The organism is Microbacterium sp. SSM24, from assembly GCF_025989145.1.
Taxonomy (GTDB): Bacteria; Actinomycetota; Actinomycetes; order Actinomycetales; family Microbacteriaceae; genus Microbacterium.
In genome coordinates, this window is record NZ_JAPDNQ010000001.1 from 81,088 (window position 1) to 102,714 (window position 21,627).

The following is a 21,627-nucleotide window of genomic DNA, read 5'->3' on the forward strand; positions in this document are numbered from 1 at the left end:
TGTCAGCGGCTCGGCGCGCGGGACGCCAATCGGATGCGTCGGACAGCTGCGGTGACGCCGAGCGCCACCAGTATAGCCGCCACGGTGCCGACCGAGAGCGGCAGCGTCCCGTAGAGGACGGTGTCCCGGGACGGGAGCAGAGGGGATGCCGCGCGCTCGAGGGTGTCCGCGGGAGGCAGCGGTGCCACGACGACGGCCTCGGCGGGTCGGGAGGGCGTCGGATCGCTCTGAGCGCGCCGATACACGCGGATCCACTCGGCCAGGCTCCCCATCGGATTCTCCGTCACGGCCGGCACCGACGCGATGACGGCGGCCGCGGCATCCACCAGCCCGTAGCCGTACAGCGGATCGGGCACCGCGGTCGCTCCGGCGGCCGGTCGCGCCGTCGCGATGATGCGGTTGATGACGTTCTCGGCGTCGAGGTCAGGATGCGCCGCGCGCACCAGAGCGGCGATGCCCGCGACGATGGGCGCGGCGCCGCTCGTGCCGTTCCACAGCACGAGCCGCCCGTCCGCCGACACTCCGACGAGGTCCTCGCTGGGCGCCGAGACGCCGAGCGTGATTCCCTGCGTCGACGCCTCGACGCTCGCCTTCCCGCCCGGGTCGACGCCCGCGACGGTGAGAACGCCGGGGATCGTCGCGGGAGCACCCACGCGGGTGGTGCCGCTCCCCCGGTTGCCGGCGGCGACGATGATGACCACGTCGCGGTCCATCGCGTACAGGAACGCCTCATCCCACGACTCGTCCCAGTCGGGGACGTTCGTCGTGAGAGACATGTTGATGACGTCGGCGCCGTTGTCGACCGACCAGTGGATGGCCTCGGCGATCTGCTCGGTGAAGCTCTTGGTCGCCGACGACCCGAAGCCCACCGACACCGACAGGAGGTCGGCTTCGGGGGCGACGCCGATCATGCCGGCATCCGGACCGGTGCCGCGACCGGCGGCGAGCGAAGCCACCCAGCTGCCGTGGTTCGAATCGACGGCGCCGACGGGCGTGCGGCCGTCCGGGGTTCCGACGCCCGAGACATCCGTCCCGCCAACGACCGCACCCTCGAACTCCGCCGGTCCCTTGCTGATGCCGGTGTCGATCACGGCGATCCTGACGCCCTTGCCGCGGGTCGTCTCCCACGCCTTCGCGATGCCGTAATCGTCGAGCCAGTACTCCGCCGCACGAACCGGGTCGTCCTCCGTCGTCGACGGCGGGACCGCGAGCGGGACGACCGCGGAGGCGGGCGCCGCCCCCAGCAGGGTCAGCGTGACGGCGGCCGCGGCGATCGCAGCGAGGACGCGACGGGTCATCCCGCCGTCCCGGGCTCGGCGCACACGCACCGCTGCGGCGACCACGTCGATCGTTCGAGCGCGCGATCGCCGATCGGGTTCACGCCGGGACCCGCAGCCAGCGCGTGACCGGCGAGCGCGTGGAGGCACTTGACCCGCGTCGGCATGCCGCCCGCGGAGATTCCGTCGATCTCGTCGACCTCGCCGTACGCCGCCCGGTCGGCCAGGTACGCCTCGTGGGCCCGCGCGTAGGCGGCCTGCAGGTCTTCGTCGGCGGCGAGCTCGTCGTTCAGCTCGCGCATGATGTGGTCGGCCTCGAGCGCCGACATCGCCGCCGTCGCGGCGGGGTGGGTGAGGTAGTAGAACGTCGGGAACGGCGTGCCGTCGGGAAGTCGCGGCGACGTGGCCACGACCGTGGGATTGCCGCACACGCAGCGCGCGGCGATGCCCACGGCTCCCCGCGCGGGTCGGCCGAGCTGCGTCTGCAGCACGGCGAGGTCGGCCTCGCTGGCAGGGGGGAACGGCACGGTCGTCACGTCCGCAAGGCTACCTGCGGCGGCTGGGACACCGCTGGACCGTGACCCCTCGAGAACACCGCGGTCACGGCGTGGTGGACGGCGTGGGCTCCTGATCGGGAACCCCGATGGTCGGCGCCTTCACCGTCTGGGAGAGCCCGGCGGCGGTCACGGATCGGACGAGCTGCGACATCCAGTCGGTACGCGTCTGCTCGACATCCTCGCTCACCGGAACCTGCTCCTGGGGCGCGAGCTCCGGCGGCAGGTCGTTGTCGACGAGATAGACCACTTCGCCGGGGCGGACGTAGTAGAGCCGCTCACGAGCCTGCGTGGTGATGTACGCGGGGTCGCTCCATCGATCGCGCTGGGACTCGAGCTCGGCGACCTCTTCGCCGCTGAGCTCCACGGCGGCTTCGAGCGCCGCGATCTGCTGCCGCTGGTCGACGTACGTGCCGATCGTGGGCACGAGCACGAAGGCCGCGAGCACCACGAGGCCGAGCATGATCACCATGAAGCCGGAGAGCCGGATGCCGCCGAGCCAGCCGCGGACATCGACCGGGCGCCGCTCGGCACGACGCCGGGAGGGACGGGAAGGGGGAGCCGTCGTCTTCGCCACGGCTCCCCCTCTCTCGTCAGTGCTCAGCCTGTGAAGCGCGGGAAGGCCGCACGGCCGATGAACGTCGCCGCGTCGCCCAGCTCTTCCTCGATGCGCAGAAGCTGATTGTATTTCGCGACGCGCTCGCTGCGAGCGGGCGCGCCGCTCTTGATCTGACCGGCGCCGGTCGCGACGACCAGGTCGGCGATCGTCGTGTCTTCGGTCTCGCCCGAGCGGTGCGACAGCATCGCGGTGTAGCCGGCGCGGTGCGCCATGTCGACGGCGTCGAGGGTCTCGGACAGGGTGCCGATCTGGTTCACCTTGACCAGCAGCGAGTTCGCGACGCCGCGCTTGATTCCGTCGGCCAGACGCGTGGGGTTGGTCACGAACAGGTCGTCGCCGACGAGCTGCGTCCGGGTGCCGAGCGCGTCGGTGAGGGCCTTCCAGTTGTCCCAGTCGTCCTCGGCGAGCGCGTCCTCGATCGTGACGATCGGGTAGTCGTTCACCAGCCCGACGTAGTACTCGGTCAGCTCGGCCGCGGTCCAGTCCTTGTTGTCGAGGCGGTAGACGCCGTCGTTGAAGAACTCGGTCGCGGCGACGTCCAGGCCGAGGGCGATGTCGCTGCCGGGCGTGAAGCCGGCCTTCTCGATCGCCTTCACGAGGAAGTCCAGGCCCTCGCGGTTGCTGGGGAGGTCGGGCGCGAACCCGCCCTCGTCGCCGAGGCCGGTCGCGAATCCTGCGGCCTTCAGCTCGCCCTTGAGGACGTGGTAGACCTCGGTGCCCCAGCGCAGCGACTCAGAGAAAGTCTCGGCGCCGATGGGTGCCAGGAAGAACTCCTGCATGTCGATGCCGTTGTCGGCGTGCTCGCCACCGTTGATGACGTTGAACAGCGGCACGGGAAGGATGTGCGCGTTGGGTCCGCCGAGGTAGCGGAAGAGCGGCAGATCGGCGGCGTCGGCCGCCGCCTTCGCGACCGCGAGGGACACGCCGAGGATGGCGTTCGCGCCCACGCGGCCCTTGTTGTCGGTGCCGTCGACCTCGATGAGGATCTCGTCGATGATGCGCTGCTCGCTGGCGTCGACGCCCTCGATCGCGGGGCCGAGCTCGTCGATGACGGCCGCGACCGCCTTGAGGACACCCTTGCCGCCGTAGCGGCTCTTGTCGCCGTCGCGCAGCTCGTACGCCTCGAACGCTCCGGTCGACGCGCCGGAGGGGACGGCCGCGCGCTGGACGATTCCGTCGTCGAGCAGCACCTCCACCTCGACGGTCGGGTTTCCGCGCGAGTCGAGGATCTCGCGCGCGCCTACAGCCTCGATCAGTGCCACAGGGGACTCCTTGCTTGTGGAGGGTGGTTCTTGGGGAGCGTCGTCGGTCCGCGTTCGAGTCTAGTGACCGGGATGCCGCGGCACAGGCGCGCCCGTCATGAGGCGCCGTCGGGCGCCGTTCACACCACGACGGCGATGGCGACGCCGTCCCAGCCCTTGAGGTCGAGCGTCTGCAGCGCGGTCGCGTCGAAGCGGGGGTCTCGCCCGAGCATCTCGAGCCCCCGCTGCACGCCGATGATCTGCGAGTTCTCGGTCGCCGGATTGGCGACCTCTCCCCCGCGCACGGTGTTGTCGACGACGACGACCGTGCCGGGGCGACCGAGCCGCGCGGCCCAGTCGAGGTAGATCGTGTTCGACTCCTTGTCGGCGTCGATGAACACGAGATCGAACGGCGGACCGCCGTCGAGGGTCGGGAGCACATCCGCGCCGCGCCCGAGCATGATGTCCACCTTGTCGCCCACGCCCGCCCGATCGAGGCTCGCCCGGGCGATGTCGGCGATGCGCGGCTCGGCCTCGATCGTGACGACCCTGCCGTCGGCGGGGATGCCGCGCGCCATCCAGATCGTCGAGTAGCCGCCCAGGGTGCCGATCTCGAGGACCCGCCGTGCGCCGCTGATGCGTGCGAGCAGGTTCAGGAACTTGCCGTTGACGGGCGCTACCTCGATGGCCGGCAGACCCGCCGCGTTCTGGTCGGCGACCGCATCCTCGAGAGCCGGGTCGTGCCCGATCAGCGTCTCGGTGAGGTAGGCGTCGACGCGACGCCACTGGTCGGGGGTCGGATCCGTCATGTGCCCAGCCAACAAGCGACGGACCCGGCCCGTCAAGAGCCCGGATTGTGGGCGGCCGACAAACGATGCCGTTCCGCTGAGAAGCGGCGGGCAGGATGGGCGCATGCGAATCACACCCCGCCGACTCGCCGTCGGGATGAGCCTGTGGGCGCCCAACCTGTGGAGCGGCATCCGCATCAGGAGCTTCTCCGAGGACTGGACCCACGCGACCGTCGAGCTTCATGTGAACGTCATCACCCGCAACTACGTGAAGACGGCCTTCGGCGGATCGATGTCGGCGATGACGGATCCGTACTTCTTCATGCTGCTGATGCATCAGCTCGGCCGCGACTACGTGGTGTGGGACACCCGCGGCGAGATCGAGTTCGTCAAACCCGGCCGCGGCGTCCTGACCGCGCACTTCGCCGTCCCCCGGGAGAAGGCCGAAGAGCTGCGGGCGCGTGCCCGCGGCGGCGCGAAGGTGCTCGAGTGGTTCGAGACCGAAATCACGGATGCCGCGGGAGACGTCGTCGCCCGGGTGCGCCGAGAGGTGTACGTCCGCGAGAAGAAGCGTGTGACCGCGTCGGTCTCCGCCTGACGCGGCGCGCACGTTCTCCGGAGAAGCGGTGTCGTCAGCGACCCCTGACCCCGGAATGGAGCGCCTCGAGCACCGACGGGAGCAGCGCCTCGGCGGTGCGGCGGTAGCCGAGCGCGCTGGGGTGGAACCGGTCGAGACTGAACATCTCGTCGGGCTGGGCCACGAAGAACGGTCCGACGGCGCGCCGCAGCGACACCACGTGCGCGCCCGCCCGGGTCGCGGCATCCGCCTGAGCCTCGGCGAGCTGACGGGACATGCGCGAGCCGAGCGTGCGAAGGGGCTGGGGAACCGGCCGCAGGGCACCGAGATCGGGGCAGGTGCCGACGACGACCTCCGCCCCGCGGCCCCGCAGCCGCGCGACCGTCGCCGCGAGATGGGCGGCAGCGGCGGGGATCGGCACGCGGTGCGTGACGTCGTTCCCACCGACGATCACGACCGCCACGTGCGGACGGTAGTCGGCGGGAAGGCCGTCGACCTGCGCGGCCAGCATCGAGGATTCCGCGCCGACGACGGCCGCCGTGTGCAGGCGGACCGGCCGGTGGGCGTGGCGCGCGACGCCCTTCGCCAGGCGGGCGCCGAGGGTGTCCTTGCGTCGCTGCGCGCCGAGGCCTGCCGCGATCGAATCGCCGAACAGCGCCAGCTCGACAGGCTCGCCCTCGTGGCGACGGCCCCACACGCGATCCGCGTTCACCGCGTCCTCGCCGAGCGGTTTGCCGATGCGCCGGCGCGCGATGCGCGCCTGGCGGTGCAGCAGGGATCGGACTCCCGCCACGGCGGCGCCCGCGACCACGACGGTCGCGGCGCTCACGACGACGGCACGAGGGCGGCGCATGGCGACATCCGACCGGGCGCACGTGAACGACGGACGTCACGCGGGTGACGGGCCGGTGGCGCAGGCGTCAGCCCGCGAGCTCCTCGACGGCGGCGGCGATGCGACGCTCACGGGTCTCGGGCTTCTTCGCCTCGGCGACGCCGCGCGCAAGTTCCTTGCGCCGCGAGTAGGCGAGGGCGTCGAAGGCGGCCTGCACGCCGGCCGCGTGGAGGGCGGCGGCGAGATCGTCCGGCACCTCGACGACGCGCTCCTGCTGATCGAGGTCGATCGTCGCGTCGACCGCGTCGCCGAAATCGACACCGAGCTGCGCGCGGTTCGCCTTCGAGATGCCGATGAGGTTGCGCCCGTCCATGACGCCCAGCCGCAGTCGCGCGGAGCGATCGCCGATTCCGACGATCACGGCGGCGCGCTTGCCGCCGCCGAGTTCGGCGACCTGTTCGTCGGTGAGTTCGATCGCCGTCGCCGGTCCGAACGGGACGAGCACGGCGTGGATGCGCAGAGTCATGCGACGATCATGCGCAGACCGCGGCATCTGGGGCAACCGGATGCCGCGCCCGCGGCTCACGCGAGCGGTTTGACCTCGAGCGAGCCGACAGGGGTGCCGGCGACCACGGTCGCGAACGAGGTGAAGCCGTCCGCGGCGGCCCGCTCGAGCAGCGCCTTGAGGTTCTTCGTTCGGTGCTCGAGCCGCACGCGCGACCCGGCTGCGACGAGCCCGGACTTGTGGGCGAGCAGTTCGCTGTCAGGCACATCGCGGTCGTGCACGAGCACGATCGCGCTCGCGCTGTCGACGTCGGCAGCGTCCACGAGGTCGACGAGGCGTTCGAAGCCGATCGAGAAGCCGACCGCCGGCACGTCCTGGCCGAGGAATCGGCCGATCATGCCGTCGTACCGACCACCGCCGCCCAGTGAGTAGTCCACGGACGGATGAGCCAGCTCGAAGATCGTGCCGGTGTAGTACCCCATGCCACGCACGAGGAACGGATCGAACACGAGCGGGATGTCGGAGAGCGCGCCGTCCGCCCCGCCGCGGGCCGCGGCGACCGCCGCGCCGATCCCCGTGAGGTGCGCGACAACATCGTCCGGCGCCCCGGCGGGGAGGAACTTCCGGATCTGCCGCTCGCCGTACGGGTGGTACTCCATCGTCATCGGACGCGTCAGGAACTGCTCGAACACATCCACCGCCGATGCCGTGGCGCCGCGCTCGCGCAGCTCGGCCGCGACCCCCGCGGGCCCGACCTTGTCGAGCTTGTCGATGGTGATCAGCACACCCGGGCGCTCCTCCGGGGTGAAGCCGAACGCGTCGAGCATCCAGTCGAGGACGCGCCGGTCGTTGATGCGCACGCTGCCGCCCTCGAGCCCCAGGGCGTCCAGCGTGTCGAGCGTCGCGACGATGAGCTCGGACTCGGCGCGGGCCGAGGCATCCCCCATGATGTCGATGTCGCACTGCACGAACTGGCGATACCGGCCCTTCTGCGGACGCTCGGCGCGCCACACGGGCGCGATCTGGATCGAGCGGAACACCGTCGGCAGCTGGCCGCGGTTGGTCGCGTAGAAGCGAGCGAGGGGCACGGTGAGGTCGTAGCGAAGGCCGAGATCCGTGAGCTGCGCCGGGTCGTCTGCTGCCGCCGCGATCGACGCGGCGTCGAGCCCGCGCTTGAGCACGTTGTAGGCGAGCTTCTCGTTGTCGCCGCCGATGCCCGCGTGCAGCCGCGCATGCTCTTCCATGACCGGTGTTTCGATCTCGTCGAATCCGTGCGCGCGGTAGCGCTCGCGGATGACGGCGAGCACGCGCTCGCGACGGGCCTTGTCGGCGGGGAGGAAGTCGCGCATGCCGCGCGGCGGGTTCACGGATGCCACGGCTCTAGCTTTCCAGATCTCAGCACTCGGTCACTCCTCGAGCGGGCGCGGTGCTTCGGTGCGCCGCGCGGCGCCGCGCGGCGCCGCTCGAATAGTCTCCCGTTCTTGCGTGTGCGTTCGCGTTCACATGCACCTGATCCGGCTCGAGGGCCGGCCCGTGGAGGGTTGTATGACCCGGAACTCACATGCTCCCGACCCGGCGAGCGCGGACCGTAGGTGGTGTGTGACCCGGAACTCACATGCTCCTGGTCCGGCCCGTGGAGGGTTGTGAGCCGGAACTCACATGCCCTGACCTGGCGAGCGCGGCCTGTGGAGGGCTGTGTGACCCGGAACTCACATGCCCCTGACCTGGCGAGCGCGGCCCGTGGAGGGCTGTGTGACCCGGAACTCACATTCGGCTGCGGCGCATGCAGGCTCCTCGGCACCCTCCAGAGGCCGACTCCCGCCTGCGCCAGTCAGTGACGGTCGGCGCTCTCGGCGGAGCGGATCTCGGCGGCGAGCCCACGCAGGCGCTCGCGCACGGCGCGCTCGGCATCCCAGCCCTGCGCGCGCGCGGTCGCGACGAGCGCCAGAAGCGTCTCGCCGAGCTCTGCCTCCGATGCCGGCGCGGTCGCGGGCTCGATCCGCACGCCCACGGCAGCGCCCTTGCCCAGCAGCTTCTGCGCGAGGGCGAGGGACGGCATCCGCTCGCTCACGCCGTCCAGCACGCTCGTGCGCGAGCTCTTCTCGGCCGCCTTCGCCGCGTTCCAGTGCACCAGGACCTCTTCCGGCGTGTTCGCGACGGCATCGCCGAAGACGTGCGGATGCCGTCGCACCATCTTGTCGGTGAGACCCCGCGCGACGTCGTCGATGTCGAACGGGTCGTCCGTGTCGCGCGACGCGATCTCGGCGTGGAAGAGCACCTGCCACAGCAGGTCGCCGAGTTCTTCGCGGAGCTCGGCGCGATCGTCCTCCTCGACGGCGTCGATGAGTTCGGCGCTCTCCTCCACCAGATACGGGACGAGCGCCCGATGGTCGATCTGCTGCGTCCACACGCACCGGTCGCGCACGGTGCGCATGGTGTCGGCCGCGGCCCGCAGCGGGTCGGACGCGCTCACGCCGTCGCCGTGTCCGTCGCCTGAGCCTGCCGCCTGTGATGCCATGCCCGCCACGATACGAGGAACCCGGCCGCGATGAGCGAGATGACCGATCCGGCGAGCACGCCGAGGACCGCCTGATCGCGGATCTCGGGCATGCCCCCGAAGGCGAGCTCGGACAGCAGCAGCGACACCGTGAACCCGATGCCTCCGAGCGCGCCGGCGGCGAGCAGATCCCCGAACCTCAGCGGCGGCGCCGCACCCCGCCCGCCGATCCGCAGCGACACCCACCCGAACAGCGTGATGCCGAGGACCTTGCCCACCGGGAGCGCGACCAGGATGCCCCAGAACGCGGGCGACAGCTCACCCGCCGACACGGAGGGGATCACGACGAGCGCCGCGTTGAACGCGAAGAGGGGAAGCACGACCCCGTTCACCCACGGCTCCAGCGCGTGCCGCACCCGCAGTGCGGGCCGCTGCGCCATCGCGAGGCCGAGCGCCACGCCCGCGATCGTCGCGTGCACGCCCGAGGCGTAGACGAACGCCCACGCCAGGATCGCCAGGACCACGAGCGCGAGGGCGATCGGCACCCGGGCGCGCGTATCGAGCAGACGGCTCAGGATGCCGAACGCCACGATCGCGACGAGGGCGAGCCCCAGCATCCCGAAATCGACGTCGCTCGTGAACAGCACGGCGATGAACACGATGCCGACGATGTCGTCGAGGATCGCCAGGGCGAGCAGGAAGACACGGAGCGCGGGCGGCAGCCCCTTTCCGAACACCGCGAGCACCCCGAGCGCGAAGGCGATGTCGGTCGCCGTCGGGATGGGCCAGCCCGCCTGGGACGACGTGCCCCACGCGAACCCCAGGTAGACGACCACGGGGACGAGCACGCCGCCGGTCGCGGCGATCGCCGGCTGGATCGCCTTGCGCGCCGAGTTCAGCTGTCCGGCTGTGAGCTCGTACTGCAACTCGACGGCGACGACGAAGAAGAACACCGCGAGCAGTCCGTCGGCGATCCAGTGGCTGAGGGTGAGCTCCAACACACCGGGGATCCCGACGTAGCGGTGCAGGAAGTCGTCCACGGGGCCCCCGGCGGGGCTGTTCGCCACGACCAGGCCCGCCGCGGCGGCGACCAAGAGCACGATCGCGGGGAAGCGCGCAGAGCGTAACAAAGACATCCGGGATCCTTCCTCCCAGGCGTCGACGGGCGTCGCCGAGCACCGCCGACCAGACTTCCCGGCACTCCTGCGGGGCAGTCTAGCGACAGCGTCCGTCACACGAGGCCGCCCGTGACGTCGCCGAAACACCGGCGGGTTAGCGTTGAACCCATGCGCGAACTCACCCAGACCGAAGCGATCGACCTCGTCGGCCGATTCGAGGCCGAGCAGGAGATCCCGGAGCGGATGCGCGCCGACGTGAGCATGCTCGGATCACTCCTCGGCCAGGTGCTCCGCGAAAGCGGATCCGTCGGCCTCTACGACGACGTCGAGCGTCTGCGCATCGCGACGATCCAGGCCTACACCGACGAGACGCCCGAGGCGTTCGCGCGCGCGGCGGCCATCGCCGACTCCTTCACGGTGGCGCGCGCCGACGAGGTCGCCCGTGCGTTCACCGCGTACTTCCACCTCGTCAACCTCGCCGAAGAGCACCAGCGCGTGCGCGTCCTGCGCGAGCGCGACGGCCGCCCCGACCGCGAGCACGCCACCGACTCCGTGGCCGCGGCCTTCATGCGCCTCGCCGCCGAGGTGGGCGACGACACGGCGCTCGAGCGCCTCCAGGCGCTGCGCTTCCATCCCGTCTTCACGGCGCACCCGACCGAGGCCCGCCGCCGGGCGGTGTCGTCCAGCATCCGTCGCCTCGCCACGCTTCTCGAGGAGCACGACGCGTCGCTGCGCAACGGCGCGGACCAGCGCCGCGCCGAGCGCCGGATGCTGGAGGAGGTCGACACCCTGTGGCGCACCGCTCCGCTGCGGCCCGAGAAGCCGTCGCCCACCGACGAGGTGCGCGCGGTCATGGCGGTGTTCGACGAGACCCTGTACACCGCCGTCCCCCACGTCTACCGCCGCGTCGACGACGCTCTCCAGGGTCCGGCCGCCGGCGGCCGCGCACCGATCGTGCGCCCCTTCGTGCGCGTCGGGTCCTGGGTCGGCGGCGACCGCGACGGAAACCCGTTCGTGACGGCATCCGTCACCCGCAAGGCCGCGAAGATCGCGAGCGAGCACGTGCTCCTCGGACTCGAGCGCACGACCAGCCGCATCGGGCGCACGCTCACCCTCGACGGCACCACCACGCCACCGAGCGACGCGCTCCTGACGCTGTGGCAGCGCCTCTCGGCGGCCGACGAAGATGCCGCGGCCGACGTCGCCAAGCGGTCCCCCGACGAGCCTCACCGCCGCATCCTGCTGCTCCTCGCCCGCAAGCTCCGGGCGACCCGCGAGCGCGACGCGGACCTCGCCTACCGCGACCCCGAGCACTTCCTGGCCGACCTGCGCGTCGTGCAGGACTCGCTCGTGCAGGCGGGCGCGCCGCGGCAGGCCTACGGCCACCTGCAGCAGCTGCTGTGGCAGGTCGAGACCTACGGATTCCACCTCACCGAGCTCGAGGTGCGTCAGCACTCCGCCGTGCACGCGAAGGTGCTCGCCGAGCTCGACGCCGGCGGAGCGCGCAGTGCGCAGACCGAGGAGGTCCTCGACGTCTTCCGGTCGATCGGCTTCCTGCAGGAGCGCTACGGCCCGCGCGCCGCAGGGCGCTACATCGTCTCCTTCACGCAGTCGGCCGACGACCTCGCGAACGTTCACCGCCTCGCCCGCTACGCCGCGGGCGCCGACGGGGTCGTCCCCGTGCTCGACGTGATCCCGCTGTTCGAGACGTTCGCCGACCTCCAGGCAGCGCCGCGCATCCTCGCGGAGATCGTCGAGCACCCGGAATTCGCCGCGCGGCTCGCCGCGACCGAGCGCCGGCTCGAGGTCATGCTCGGATACTCCGACTCGTCCAAGGACGTCGGACCGGTCGCCGCCAACCTCGCGCTCTACGAGGCGCAGGCCGCGATCGCCGCGTGGGCGCGCGACAGCGGGATCGAGCTCACCCTCTTCCACGGCCGCGGCGGTGCCCTCGGCCGCGGCGGCGGGCCCGCCAACTCCGCGATCCTGGCGCAGCCCCCGCACTCGGTCGACGGGCGCTTCAAGCTCACCGAGCAGGGCGAGGTGATCTTCGCCCGCTACGGCGATCCCGCGATCGCGATGCGCCACATCGATCAGGTCGCCGCCGCCATCCTGCTCGCGTCGGCGCCGTCGAACGAGGAGCGCAACCGCGCCGCCGCCGAGCGCTACGCCCCGGTCGCGGCGACGATGGACGTGGCATCCCGTGATCGATTCTTCTCGCTCGTGAAGGCTCCGGGCTTCGCCCCGTGGTTCGCGCGCGTGACGCCGATGGAGGAGATCGGCCTCCTCGCGCTGGGCTCCCGCCCCGCACGGCGCGGGCTGTCGGTCGAGTCGCTCGAAGACCTCAGGGCCATTCCGTGGGTGTTCGCGTGGACGCAGGCGCGCATCAACCTCGCCGGGTGGTTCGGGCTGGGAAGCGCCCTCGAGGCCGTCGGCGACGAATCGCTGCTGCAGCGCGCGTACGACGAATGGCCGCTCTTGCGCACCCTCATCGACAACGTCGCAATGAGCCTCGCGAAGGCGGACGACCGCATCGCCCGGCACTACCTCGAGCTGGGCGACCGCGACGATCTCGCCGCGCTCGTGCGCGACGAGATGGCGCTGACCCGCTCCTGGGTGATCCGTGTCACCGGCGGCACCGAGCTGCTGGGCAACAAGCCGGTGCTGCAACGCGCCGTCAAGATGCGCAGCCCCTACGTGGATGCGCTGTCGCTGCTGCAGCTCCGGGCACTGCGCGCGCTGCGCGACGCCCCCGAGGGCGCACCGGTCGATCCCGAGCAGCAGCGGCTGCTCCTCCTGTCGGTGAGCGGCGTCGCGGCCGGCCTGCAGAACACGGGCTGACACCGCCATCCTGTCGGCGTCGCGAGACGCCGGAACACGGGCGGACACGCGCGTCGCTCCCGGCGACCCGGATGGCCGGGGCTACCGTGTCGACATGGCACGAATCGTCGTCGCCGAAGTGTGTCCCCAATGCCGGTCGCTCGATGTGCGGGCGACCGAGCCGAGGTGGTTCGCCGTGGAGTTCGCCCGGCGGGGCGAGCTCGATGACGGCTGGGTCGACCGCCTCGAGTTCGCCTGCCGCGACTGCGGCGTGCTCTGGGACTGACTTCGAAGAGGTCGGATGCCGCGGGCGGACGGGCGCGCGCGGGATCCGGTCAGTCGACGCGTCGGTCGTCGGCGTGACGAGCGAGGCTGCGTCCATAGCGCTCGGTCAGCTGCACCATGAGATCGGGGGTCTCGCGATCGAGCCCGAACACGTAGCCGGGGAAGTCGAGCTCGCGTTGCGCGGCCCAGATCTCCTCGTGCCGATCGGGCGGGAGAAGCTGGAGCGGATCACCCACGGCCACCCAGGCGATGGGCACGATCGACTCGGGCGGAAGAACGGTGCGCAGGTGCACGACGGCATTGATGCGCACCTCGCTGCGCTCTCCGATGCGGGCGCCGTTGAACACGCGCGTGCCGGTCGCCAGAAACACCTCGTCGCCGATCGTGGCGCCGGAGACGCTCGCCATCGGCCCGACCAGGACGTGGTCGCCGATGTGCACCGGGTTGGTCGCGGTCGCCCGGATCAGTGCGTTCTCCATCACGATGACGTTCTCGCCCAGCGTGATCGCGCCGCCCTCCGCGGTGATGACCGCGCCGTGCAGCACCTGGCAGTCGGCGCCGATCTCGACATCTCCGCTGATCACCGCCGTCGGTGCGATGACCGCGTCGGGATGGATGCGGGGCTGCGCCCCGAGGTGCTCGAACCGCATCGTTCCTCCTGTGCTCACCCGTCGGTGTCAGCGTAGCCCCGGCGCGGTTCTAGGCGGAGGCGTCGGCCGCCTCGGGCTTCTTCTCGGGCCAGAGCTGGTCGAGCAGCTCCGCCACCCATGCGATGAGGTCGCCGTCGGCGTAGCGCTCGCCTCCGGTCGTCGGCAACGGCACGACCAGCGCGTCGCCGCCGGCGAGCAGCTTCGCCTTCGGGTGCAGCCGCTGCAGCCGCACGCGCATCGAATCGGGCAGGTTCGCGGGCGCGATGCGCAAGTTCGGCCCCATCGCGACCACGTCGGCCAAGCCTGCCCTGGCGGCGCGGCGTCGCAGGCGTGCCACGGCGAGCAGTCCCTCCACGTCGGCGGGAGGCTCGCCGTAGCGGTCGGTGAGCTCCTCGACGACGTGGTCGATCGCGTCGTCCTTGGCCGTGACGGATGCCGCGGACGACAGCTTCTGGTACGCCTCGAGGCGCAGGCGCTCGCTGTCGATGTACGACTCGGGGATGCGCGCCTGCACCGGCAGCTCGAGGCGCAGCTCGGCCGGTCCCTCGACGTCGTCCCCGCGGAACGCCGACACCGCCTCGCCGATCATGCGCAGATACAGGTCGAACCCGACGCCGGCGATATGCCCCGCCTGCTCGGCGCCGAGCAGGTTGCCCGCCCCGCGGATCTCGAGGTCCTTGAGCGCGACCTGCATGCCGCTGCCGAGGTCGTTGTTCACCGCGATGGTCTCGAGGCGGTCTGCCGCGGTCTCGCTCAGCGGCTTGAGCTCGTCGTACAGGAAGTAGGCGTAGGCCCGCTCGCGTGCACGACCGACACGACCGCGCAGCTGATGGAGCTGCGAGAGACCGTACTTGTCGGCGCGGTCGATGATGATCGTGTTGGCATTGGAGATGTCGAGGCCGGTCTCGACGATCGTCGTGCACACGAGCACATCGGCCCGGCGCTCCCAGAAGTCGTCGACGACCTGCTCGAGCAGGTGCTCCCCCATCTGGCCGTGCGCCACCGCGATACGCGCCTCGGGCACGAGCTCGGCCAGGTCGGCGGCGACGCGCTGGATGGACTGCACCCGGTTGCGCACGTAGAAGATCTGTCCCTCGCGCAGCAGCTCGCGCCGGATGGCGGCCGCGATCTGCTTGTCGTTGCGAGGACCGACGAACGAGAGGATCGGATGCCGATCCTCCGGCGGTGTCTGGAGCGTCGACATCTCACGGATGCCGGTGACCGCCATCTCGAGGGTGCGCGGGATCGGCGTCGCGCTCATCGCGAGGATGTCGACGTTCGTCTTGAGCTTCTTGAGGGTGTCTTTGTGCTCGACGCCGAACCGCTGCTCCTCGTCGATGATCAGGAGGCCGAGGTCTTTGAACAGCACCTTCTCGGTGAGGATCCGGTGCGTGCCGATCACCATGTCGATGGTGCCGTCGGCGAGGCCTGCGACGACCTCGCGCGCCTGCTTGTCGGTCTGGAACCGAGAGAGCGCCTTCACCTTGACGGGGAAGCCCGCGAACCGCTCGGTGAACGTCTCGATGTGCTGCTTGACCAGCAGGGTGGTCGGCACCAGCATCGCGACCTGCTTGCCCTCCTGGATCGCCTTGAACGATGCGCGAACGGCGACCTCGGTCTTGCCGAACCCGACGTCGCCCGACAGCAGGCGGTCCATCGGCACCGGCTTCTCCATGTCGGCCTTGACCTCGTCGATGGTCTGCAGCTGATCGGGGGTCTCGGCGAACGGGAACGCCTCCTCCAGCTCGCGCTGCCACGGCGTGTCGGGTCCGAAGGCGTAGCCCTTCGCGGCCATGCGCGCGGAGTAGAGCTTCACGAGCTCGACCGCGATGTCGCGCACGGCCTTGCGCGCACGCCCCTTCGCGGCCGCCCAGTCGCTGCCGCCCATCTTCGACAGCGCCGGCGCCTCGCCGCCGACGTAGCGCGAGAGCAGGTCGAGCTGATCGGTGGGCACCAGCAGCTTGTCGCCGGGGAAGCCGCGCTTGGACGGCGCGTACTCGAGCACCAGGTACTCGCGCACGCTCTTGACCGGGTTTCGCCCGCCGCTGGAGACTTCGCGCTGCTGGAGCTCGACGAACTTGCCGATGCCGTGCGTCGCGTGCACGACGTAGTCGCCGGCCTTGAGCTGGATCGGGTCGACGACGTTCTTGCGCCGCGACGCGAGCTTCTTCACGACCCGCTGGTCGCCGCCGATCGTGCGGCCGTAGAACTCCGCCTCGGTGAGGACCGCGAGCTTCGCGGCAGGCGCTTCGAAGCCGCGCTCGAGCATCGACACCACGAGGTGTGCGACACCCGGCTCGGGTGCCGCGAGCACTTCGTCGATCCTCCGCGCGGCGATCCCCCGGTCCGCGAGGACGTCGCGTGCCCGCTCGACCAGACCCGCACCGGATGCCGCCACCACGACGCGCCAGCCGTCGGCGAGCAGCGCGCCCACATGCTCGGTCGCACCGTCGACGTTGCCGTGGAATGACGGCACCGCGGTACCCGGCACGCGGATCGCGGCGGCGGCCTCGAGGGCGCTGTCGATGTCGAGGAGTCCTTCGGCCGCGGCATCCGACTCCCCCGAGTCGAACGCGCTCAGCGACCACCACACCTGTCCGCGCGCGTGCGCAGCCTCACGGAGCGCGGGGAGCGTGAGGAAGTCGCCCGCGCCGAGGTCGATGGGAGTGCTCGCGCCCGCCGTCGCGGCGCTCCAGGCGGCCTCGAGGAACTCGCGGTTCGTCTCTCCGAGCGTGATGGCGCGCGTCACGGCCCGTTCCGGATCGACCAGAGCGACGGCCGCACCCTCGGGCAGGTAGTCCGCGAGCGTGACGAGACGGTCGGCGACCGCGGGCAGCAGCGACTCCATGCCCTCGGCGGGGATGCCCTCGGACATCCGCTCGAGCATGCCGGCCAGGCCTGGGAACTCGTCCTTGAGCTGCCGCGCACGACCTCGCACCGCCTCGGTGAGAAGCAGCTCACGGCTCGCGATGAACGAGACCTCGCGCACTTCGCCGGGCAGAGAGCGCTGATCCGCCACGGAGAACGCACGGATCTGATCGACCTCGTCGCCGAAGAACTCGACGCGGTACGGATGCGCCGCCGTCGGCGGGAAGACGTCGAGGATCCCGCCGCGCACCGCGAACTCCCCTCGTCGCGACACCATGTCGACGCGATGGTAGGCGAGCTCGACGAGCCGCAGGACGACCTCGCCCAGTTCGTGGCCGCGCTCGCCGACTCCGAGGTCGATCGGAGCGATATCGGTGAGACCCGCCGCGAGCGGCTGGATCGCGCCGCGCACGGAGGCGGTCACGACGAGCGGAGTCTCGCCCGACCAGCGGCCGATGCGACCGAGCGCCTCCAGACGGTTGCCCACGATCTCGGCGCTCGGGCTCAGGCGCTCGTGCGGCAGCGTCTCCCACGCGGGGAAGTGCATCACCTCGGCGCCGGGCAGCAGCGCACCCAGGGCCGGGCCGATCGACTCGGCGCGCCGGCCGGTCGGTGTGATCAGCAGGATCGCGGGCGGCTTTCCTGCCGCGCGCCGCCTCTCGAGGAGAGCGGCCAGCAGCGGAGCGTCGAGGCCCTCCACGAGGGAGAAGTCGCCGTCGACGGATGCCGTGGCCGCGGCATCCTGAAACGACTCGGCCTGTTCGAGGGCGCGCACGATCCCGGGAACTGTCACCGGATGAGTCTATGTCGCCCCGCCGACACCGGCGCCCGCCCTCGTAGGATGAGCGCGTGAGCGACCCCGCCGAGCCGACGAACCCGCAGCCCGCCCCTCCCGCCACCGCGCCGGAGGCCGTGGGGAACGCCGTACCTGCGGCGACGCAGGCTCCTGCGCCGGGCGCATGGGCCGCGCCGAGCGCGCCGCCGTTCGGCACGCCGGGCGCTCCGCCGGCACAGGGGTATGCGATGCCCGTGGGCTATGCACCGCCGGCGGGTTTCACGCCCCCCGCGGGCTACGGGCCCGGCCCAGCCCCCGCGCCGGGATCGGCGTCGGCCTACGGGCAGGCCGCCGCGCGACCCACCCGGCGCGGGCTCGGCGTGGTGGCGCTCGTCGTCGCCGTCATCGCGACCGTCGGAGCGGCACTCGTCGCCGCCGTCGCCGCCTTCTCCATCGGGCTGGGGACGGGCCGCGAGATCGCGCTCATGCCCAGCGGGTCCGACTTCGAGTGGGCGGTGCTGACGCCGGTCCGCGACTCCGTGCTGCTCGCCGAGGTGGCCTTCTGGGTCGGCACGGCGCTCGGCCTGTGGGCTCTCGTGCAGGGGGTGATCGCGCTCGTGAAGGATCGTGGCCGCGGCTTCGCGATCGCGGCGGTGGTGATCGCCGCCCTCGGGCCCGTGGTGTTCTTCGTCGTGCTGCAGGGCTTCCTCACGGCCGGCTACGCCGCCGGATCGAGCATCGGCGGCTGACCCCGGCTCAGGCCCTCGGCGCGTGGTGCTTCTGCTGCGCCGCGAGAAGCCCGTCGCTCACGAGCTGCTCGACCGCGTCCGCGGCATCCGCCAACAGGATCGGCAGATTCTTGCGCTCGGCCGCACCGAACGGATCGAGCACCCAGTCGGCAGGGTCCTGGCGACCGGGCGGACGCCCGATCCCTACGCGGACCCGGGCGAACTCGGCGGAATCCAGCGCCTTCGCGATGTCGCGGACGCCGTTGTGGCCTCCGTGTCCGCCACCCGTCTTGAGTTTGATCGTGTCGAACGGGATGTCGAGCTCATCGTGCACGACCACGATGCGCGACGGGTCGACGCCGTAGAAGTGGGCCAGGCCGGCCACCGGACCGCCCGACACGTTCATGAACGTGTTCGGCTTCGCCAGGATCAGCTTCGCCGCCCCGGGGCGCAGCCACGTCTCGACGACGCGCGCGTTCGCCTTGTGCGCGCGGAACGACTCTCCGCGACGCGCAGCGAGCTCATCGACCACGAGCTGGCCGACGTTGTGCCGGGTGAGCTCGTAGCGGGGTCCGGGATTGCCCAGACCCACGATCAGCCACGCATCTGCCATCTGCTGCCTGTCCTCTCGACGACGAAGCCCGTCCCTTCAGTATCGGGGACGGGCTTCGACGGATGCTGCGGTGCGAGCCCTTACTCGGACTCGGCCTCCTTGGCCTCCTTGGCCTCCTCGGCCTCCTCCGATTGCTCGGCGGCGATCTCGGCGTCGGCCTCGGCGATCTCGTCCTCGGCGGCGAGCGTCGCAGCCGGGACCGAGATCGCGACGATCAGCGTCTCGGGGTCGACGGCGAGCGTCGCGCCCTTGGGCAGCGTGAGGTCGGCAGCGGTGATGTGCGTGCCCTCCTCGAGTCCCTCGACGTCGAGCTCGATGCGCTCCGGGATGTGGGTGGCCTCGACCTCGAGCAGGACGGTGTTCGCGTCCTGCGCGGCGATGGTGCCGGGGAAGGGCTCGCCGGTCACCGAGATCGGGACGTCGACCTGGATCTTCTCGCCCTTCTTCACGACGAGGAGGTCGATGTGCTCGATGATCTGGTGCACGGGGTCCTTCTGGACGTCCTTGACCAGCGTCAGCTGCTCCTTGCCGTTGACGTCGAGCTCGAGCACCGCGTTGGCGCGGCGGATGAGCAGCGCGACCTGGTGGCCGGGCAGCGCGACGTGCACGGGGGTGCTGCCGTGACCGTAGATGACGGCGGGGATCTTGCCTGCGGCGCGCAGACGACGGGCGAAGCCCTTGCCGAAGTTCTCGCGGACCTCGGCGTGGACCTTGGAATCGGTCTCGGTGGCCATGATTTCTCCTCGCGGGCGTGAGCCCGTTCTGATCGCGGGTCCGCGCGGCTGGCGGGCCCAGGTATGTGGGGTGTTTCAACTCGAACGCGAACGCGTGAGGAAAGCCGTGGGCCTGCTCCACTGCGTCGATCACGGATGCCGCACCACGCCGAAACCGGGCGGTACGAGGCATCCCTCGCCGAAGTTCGGGTACGAGTCTACCAGCCTCGCGCGCGCCGCCCAGCGACGGAGGGAACGGCGCCCCCGCTACGATGGGCAGCGCACCCGATCCACCTTGGAGGTCACCGATGGATTACGGCTTTCTGTCTCACGCGCTGCTCTGGCTGATCGGCGCGATGGCGGCCGTCGGCGCCGTGCTCACGATCGGCGCCTTCTGGTCGATGGGCCGGGCGAACTACCGCAAGGACTGAGGCTTCGCCGCCTCACATCCGACCGCCTGCGGCGGTGAGAAGCGCGGCAACTCCGCGTAACACGGACAGGCCAGACTCTAGGCTGGAACCCTCCCCCTTCGAACCCCAGGAGCACGTGTGTCTCAGAGCGACCCCTCGGCCCAGACCAACATCTCGACCGACCGCGACGACCAGCCGGGCTCGACCCGCGAACACGAGGGTGCACCCCGCCCCGAAGAGGTCTCGCGACCCACTCCCGAGGCCACCGGCCCCGCCGGCGCCTCCGCGGCGCGTGCCAACATCGGCGTGGTCGGCCTGGCCGTCATGGGATCCAACCTGGCGCGTAACCTCGCGAGCCGCGAGGGCAACACGGTCGCGATCTACAACCGCAGCCACGAGAAGACCGACACGTTGCTCGCCGCGCATCCCGAGGCGGAGTTCGTGCCCGCGTTCTCGTATGAGGAGTTCGCCGCGTCGCTGCAGAAGCCGCGCACAGCGATCATCATGGTCAAGGCCGGGCGAGGGACGGATGCCGTCATCGACGCCCTCGTCGACGTGTTCGAGCCGGGCGACATCATCGTCGACGGCGGCAACGCGCTGTTCACCGACACGATCCGCCGTGAGAAGGCCGTCCGCGACACCGGCATCAACTTCGTCGGCGCGGGCATCTCCGGCGGCGAGGAGGGCGCGCTGCTGGGACCGTCGATCATGCCCGGCGGCTCGGACGAATCCTGGGTCACGCTCGGGCCGATCCTGAAGTCCATCGCCGCGGTCGCCGAGGGCGAGCCGTGCGTCACGCACATCGGCCACGACGGTGCCGGTCACTTCGTCAAGATGGTGCACAACGGCATCGAGTACGCCGACATGCAGCTGATCGCGGAGGCCTACGACCTCATCCGCCGCGGAACCGGCAAGAGCCCCGCCGAGATCGCCGACGTGTTCGCCGGCTGGAACGGCGGCGAACTCGAGTCCTACCTCATCGAGATCACGGCCGAGGTGCTGCGCCAGGTCGACGCCGAGACCGGCAAGCCGCTGGTCGACGTGATCCTCGACCAGGCGGGCGCGAAGGGCACCGGCGCGTGGACGGTGCAGACCGCGCTCGACCTGGGCGTCCCCGTCTCCGGCATCGCCGAAGCCGTCTTCGCACGGTCGCTGTCCAGCCACCCCGAGCAGCGCGCCGTCTCGGGTGACCTCCCCGGCCCGGTCGAGGGACTGACCGTGGAGGATGCCGACGCCTTCATCGAGGACGTGCGTCTGGCTCTCTACGCATCGAAGATCGTCGCCTACTCGCAGGGCTTCGACGAGATCCGCGCCGGCGCCGCCCAGTACGACTGGTCGATCGACCTCGGCGCGGTCTCGAAGATCTGGCGCGGAGGGTGCATCATCCGCGCCCAGTTCCTCAACCGCATCGCCGACGCGTACGCCGAGACCCCGGAGCTGCCGGTGCTCCTCACCGCGCCGTACTTCGTCGAGGCGCTGGGGCGCGCGCAGTCCGCGTGGCGCCGCATCGTGCAGATCGCGGCCGGCGCCGGCATCCCGGCCCCCGCGTTCTCGTCCTCGCTCGCGTACTACGACGGACTCCGCGCCGAGCGGCTTCCCGCGGCACTCGTGCAGGGGCAGCGCGACTTCTTCGGCGCGCACACCTACCACCGCATCGACAAGCCCGGCACCTTCCACACGCTGTGGTCGGGCGACCGCACCGAGATCGAGGCCGAGGACACCCACTGAGCGTCAGCTCGTCACACCACCACGAAGCC

At 71.1% G+C, this 21,627-nt stretch carries 20 protein-coding genes; 6 read left to right on the top strand and 14 right to left on the bottom strand.

Annotated elements, in window-relative coordinates; translation table 11 throughout:
* Window positions 1-2: 2 nt before the first annotated feature.
* The 5 genes from OL358_RS00420 to OL358_RS00440 all read right to left on the bottom strand — a co-directional run bounded on the left by OL358_RS00420 (window position 3) and on the right by OL358_RS00440 (window position 4,500).
* Window positions 3-1,298, bottom strand: coding sequence for a S8 family serine peptidase (locus tag OL358_RS00420; protein WP_264707929.1), 1,296 nt, complete (start codon window positions 1,296-1,298; stop codon window positions 3-5).
* On the bottom strand, window positions 1,295-1,813 hold the full coding sequence (locus OL358_RS00425) for a DUF501 domain-containing protein (protein ID WP_264707931.1): 519 nt from the start codon (window positions 1,811-1,813) through the stop codon (window positions 1,295-1,297). Before OL358_RS00425 ends, OL358_RS00420 begins: the two co-directional genes overlap by 4 nt.
* A 64-nt stretch (window positions 1,814-1,877) precedes the next feature.
* Entirely contained in the window at window positions 1,878-2,408 is a 531-nt protein-coding gene (locus OL358_RS00430; protein WP_264707933.1) for an FtsB family cell division protein, read from the bottom strand.
* 23 nt (window positions 2,409-2,431) lie between these two features.
* Window positions 2,432-3,712 (bottom strand): phosphopyruvate hydratase, encoded by a 1,281-nt coding sequence (eno, locus tag OL358_RS00435; protein ID WP_264707935.1) that lies wholly within the window; start codon window positions 3,710-3,712, stop codon window positions 2,432-2,434.
* A 119-nt stretch (window positions 3,713-3,831) separates the two neighbouring features.
* A complete protein-coding gene (locus tag OL358_RS00440; RefSeq protein ID WP_264707937.1) occupies window positions 3,832-4,500 on the bottom strand; it encodes an O-methyltransferase in 669 nt (222 codons plus the stop codon).
* A 103-nt stretch (window positions 4,501-4,603) separates the two neighbouring features.
* On the opposite strand from OL358_RS00440, the gene OL358_RS00445 reads away from it, so the two are divergent.
* Window positions 4,604-5,077 carry a DUF4442 domain-containing protein gene (locus tag OL358_RS00445; RefSeq protein ID WP_264707938.1) on the top strand — a complete coding sequence of 158 codons (474 nt, stop codon included), beginning with the start codon at window positions 4,604-4,606 and terminating at the stop codon, window positions 5,075-5,077.
* A 34-nt stretch (window positions 5,078-5,111) separates the two neighbouring features.
* On the opposite strand, the gene OL358_RS00450 is transcribed toward OL358_RS00445, so the two are convergent.
* From OL358_RS00450 to nhaA, 5 genes are all read right to left on the bottom strand, one after another.
* Window positions 5,112-5,909, bottom strand: coding sequence for an SGNH/GDSL hydrolase family protein (locus OL358_RS00450; protein ID WP_264707940.1), 798 nt, complete (start codon window positions 5,907-5,909; stop codon window positions 5,112-5,114).
* A gap of 67 nt (window positions 5,910-5,976) precedes the next feature.
* A complete protein-coding gene (locus OL358_RS00455; RefSeq protein ID WP_264707942.1) occupies window positions 5,977-6,414 on the bottom strand; it encodes a YdeI/OmpD-associated family protein in 438 nt (145 codons plus the stop codon).
* 56 nt (window positions 6,415-6,470) lie between these two features.
* A complete protein-coding gene (locus OL358_RS00460) occupies window positions 6,471-7,742 on the bottom strand; it encodes a histidine--tRNA ligase (RefSeq protein ID WP_264710197.1) in 1,272 nt (423 codons plus the stop codon).
* Between the two features lie 482 nt (window positions 7,743-8,224).
* Window positions 8,225-8,911, bottom strand: coding sequence for a MazG family protein (locus OL358_RS00465; RefSeq protein WP_264707944.1), 687 nt, complete (start codon window positions 8,909-8,911; stop codon window positions 8,225-8,227).
* Complete coding sequence (nhaA, locus tag OL358_RS00470) at window positions 8,863-10,026, bottom strand: Na+/H+ antiporter NhaA (protein WP_264707945.1); 1,164 nt, start codon at window positions 10,024-10,026, stop codon at window positions 8,863-8,865. The genes OL358_RS00465 and nhaA overlap by 49 nt, the downstream gene beginning before the upstream one ends.
* Before the next feature lie 150 nt (window positions 10,027-10,176).
* Here nhaA and OL358_RS00475 point away from each other — a divergent pair, with 150 nt between their 5' ends.
* Complete coding sequence (locus tag OL358_RS00475; protein ID WP_264707946.1) at window positions 10,177-12,849, top strand: phosphoenolpyruvate carboxylase; 2,673 nt, start codon at window positions 10,177-10,179, stop codon at window positions 12,847-12,849.
* A gap of 94 nt (window positions 12,850-12,943) precedes the next feature.
* Window positions 12,944-13,114 carry a hypothetical protein gene (locus tag OL358_RS00480; RefSeq protein WP_264707947.1) on the top strand — a complete coding sequence of 57 codons (171 nt, stop codon included), beginning with the start codon at window positions 12,944-12,946 and terminating at the stop codon, window positions 13,112-13,114.
* Window positions 13,115-13,163: 49 nt separating this feature from the next.
* Here OL358_RS00480 and OL358_RS00485 read toward each other — a convergent pair whose 3' ends face one another.
* Together OL358_RS00485 and mfd are read right to left on the bottom strand one after the other, a co-directional pair.
* Window positions 13,164-13,763 carry a gamma carbonic anhydrase family protein gene (locus OL358_RS00485; protein ID WP_264707948.1) on the bottom strand — a complete coding sequence of 200 codons (600 nt, stop codon included), beginning with the start codon at window positions 13,761-13,763 and terminating at the stop codon, window positions 13,164-13,166.
* 49 nt (window positions 13,764-13,812) lie between these two features.
* Window positions 13,813-17,424, bottom strand: a complete 3,612-nt coding sequence (gene mfd / locus OL358_RS00490; protein WP_264707949.1) for a transcription-repair coupling factor — start codon at window positions 17,422-17,424, stop codon at window positions 13,813-13,815.
* Between the two features lie 56 nt (window positions 17,425-17,480).
* On the opposite strand from mfd, the gene OL358_RS00495 reads away from it, so the two are divergent.
* A complete protein-coding gene (locus OL358_RS00495) occupies window positions 17,481-18,155 on the top strand; it encodes a hypothetical protein (RefSeq protein ID WP_264707951.1) in 675 nt (224 codons plus the stop codon).
* Window positions 18,156-18,162: 7 nt separating this feature from the next.
* Here the strand turns inward: OL358_RS00495 and pth are convergent, their stop codons facing one another.
* Together pth and OL358_RS00505 are read right to left on the bottom strand one after the other, a co-directional pair.
* A complete protein-coding gene (pth, locus tag OL358_RS00500; protein ID WP_264707953.1) occupies window positions 18,163-18,747 on the bottom strand; it encodes an aminoacyl-tRNA hydrolase in 585 nt (194 codons plus the stop codon).
* 80 nt (window positions 18,748-18,827) lie between these two features.
* Window positions 18,828-19,481: a 50S ribosomal protein L25/general stress protein Ctc gene (locus OL358_RS00505; RefSeq protein ID WP_264707955.1), complete on the bottom strand. Its 654-nt coding sequence runs from the start codon at window positions 19,479-19,481 to the stop codon at window positions 18,828-18,830.
* Window positions 19,482-19,768: 287 nt separating this feature from the next.
* Here OL358_RS00505 and OL358_RS00510 point away from each other — a divergent pair, with 287 nt between their 5' ends.
* Together OL358_RS00510 and gndA are read left to right on the top strand one after the other, a co-directional pair.
* Window positions 19,769-19,891, top strand: coding sequence for a hypothetical protein (locus tag OL358_RS00510; RefSeq protein WP_264707957.1), 123 nt, complete (start codon window positions 19,769-19,771; stop codon window positions 19,889-19,891).
* A gap of 279 nt (window positions 19,892-20,170) precedes the next feature.
* Window positions 20,171-21,598: an NADP-dependent phosphogluconate dehydrogenase gene (gene gndA / locus OL358_RS00515; RefSeq protein ID WP_264710198.1), complete on the top strand. Its 1,428-nt coding sequence runs from the start codon at window positions 20,171-20,173 to the stop codon at window positions 21,596-21,598.
* Window positions 21,599-21,627 lie beyond the last annotated feature (29 nt).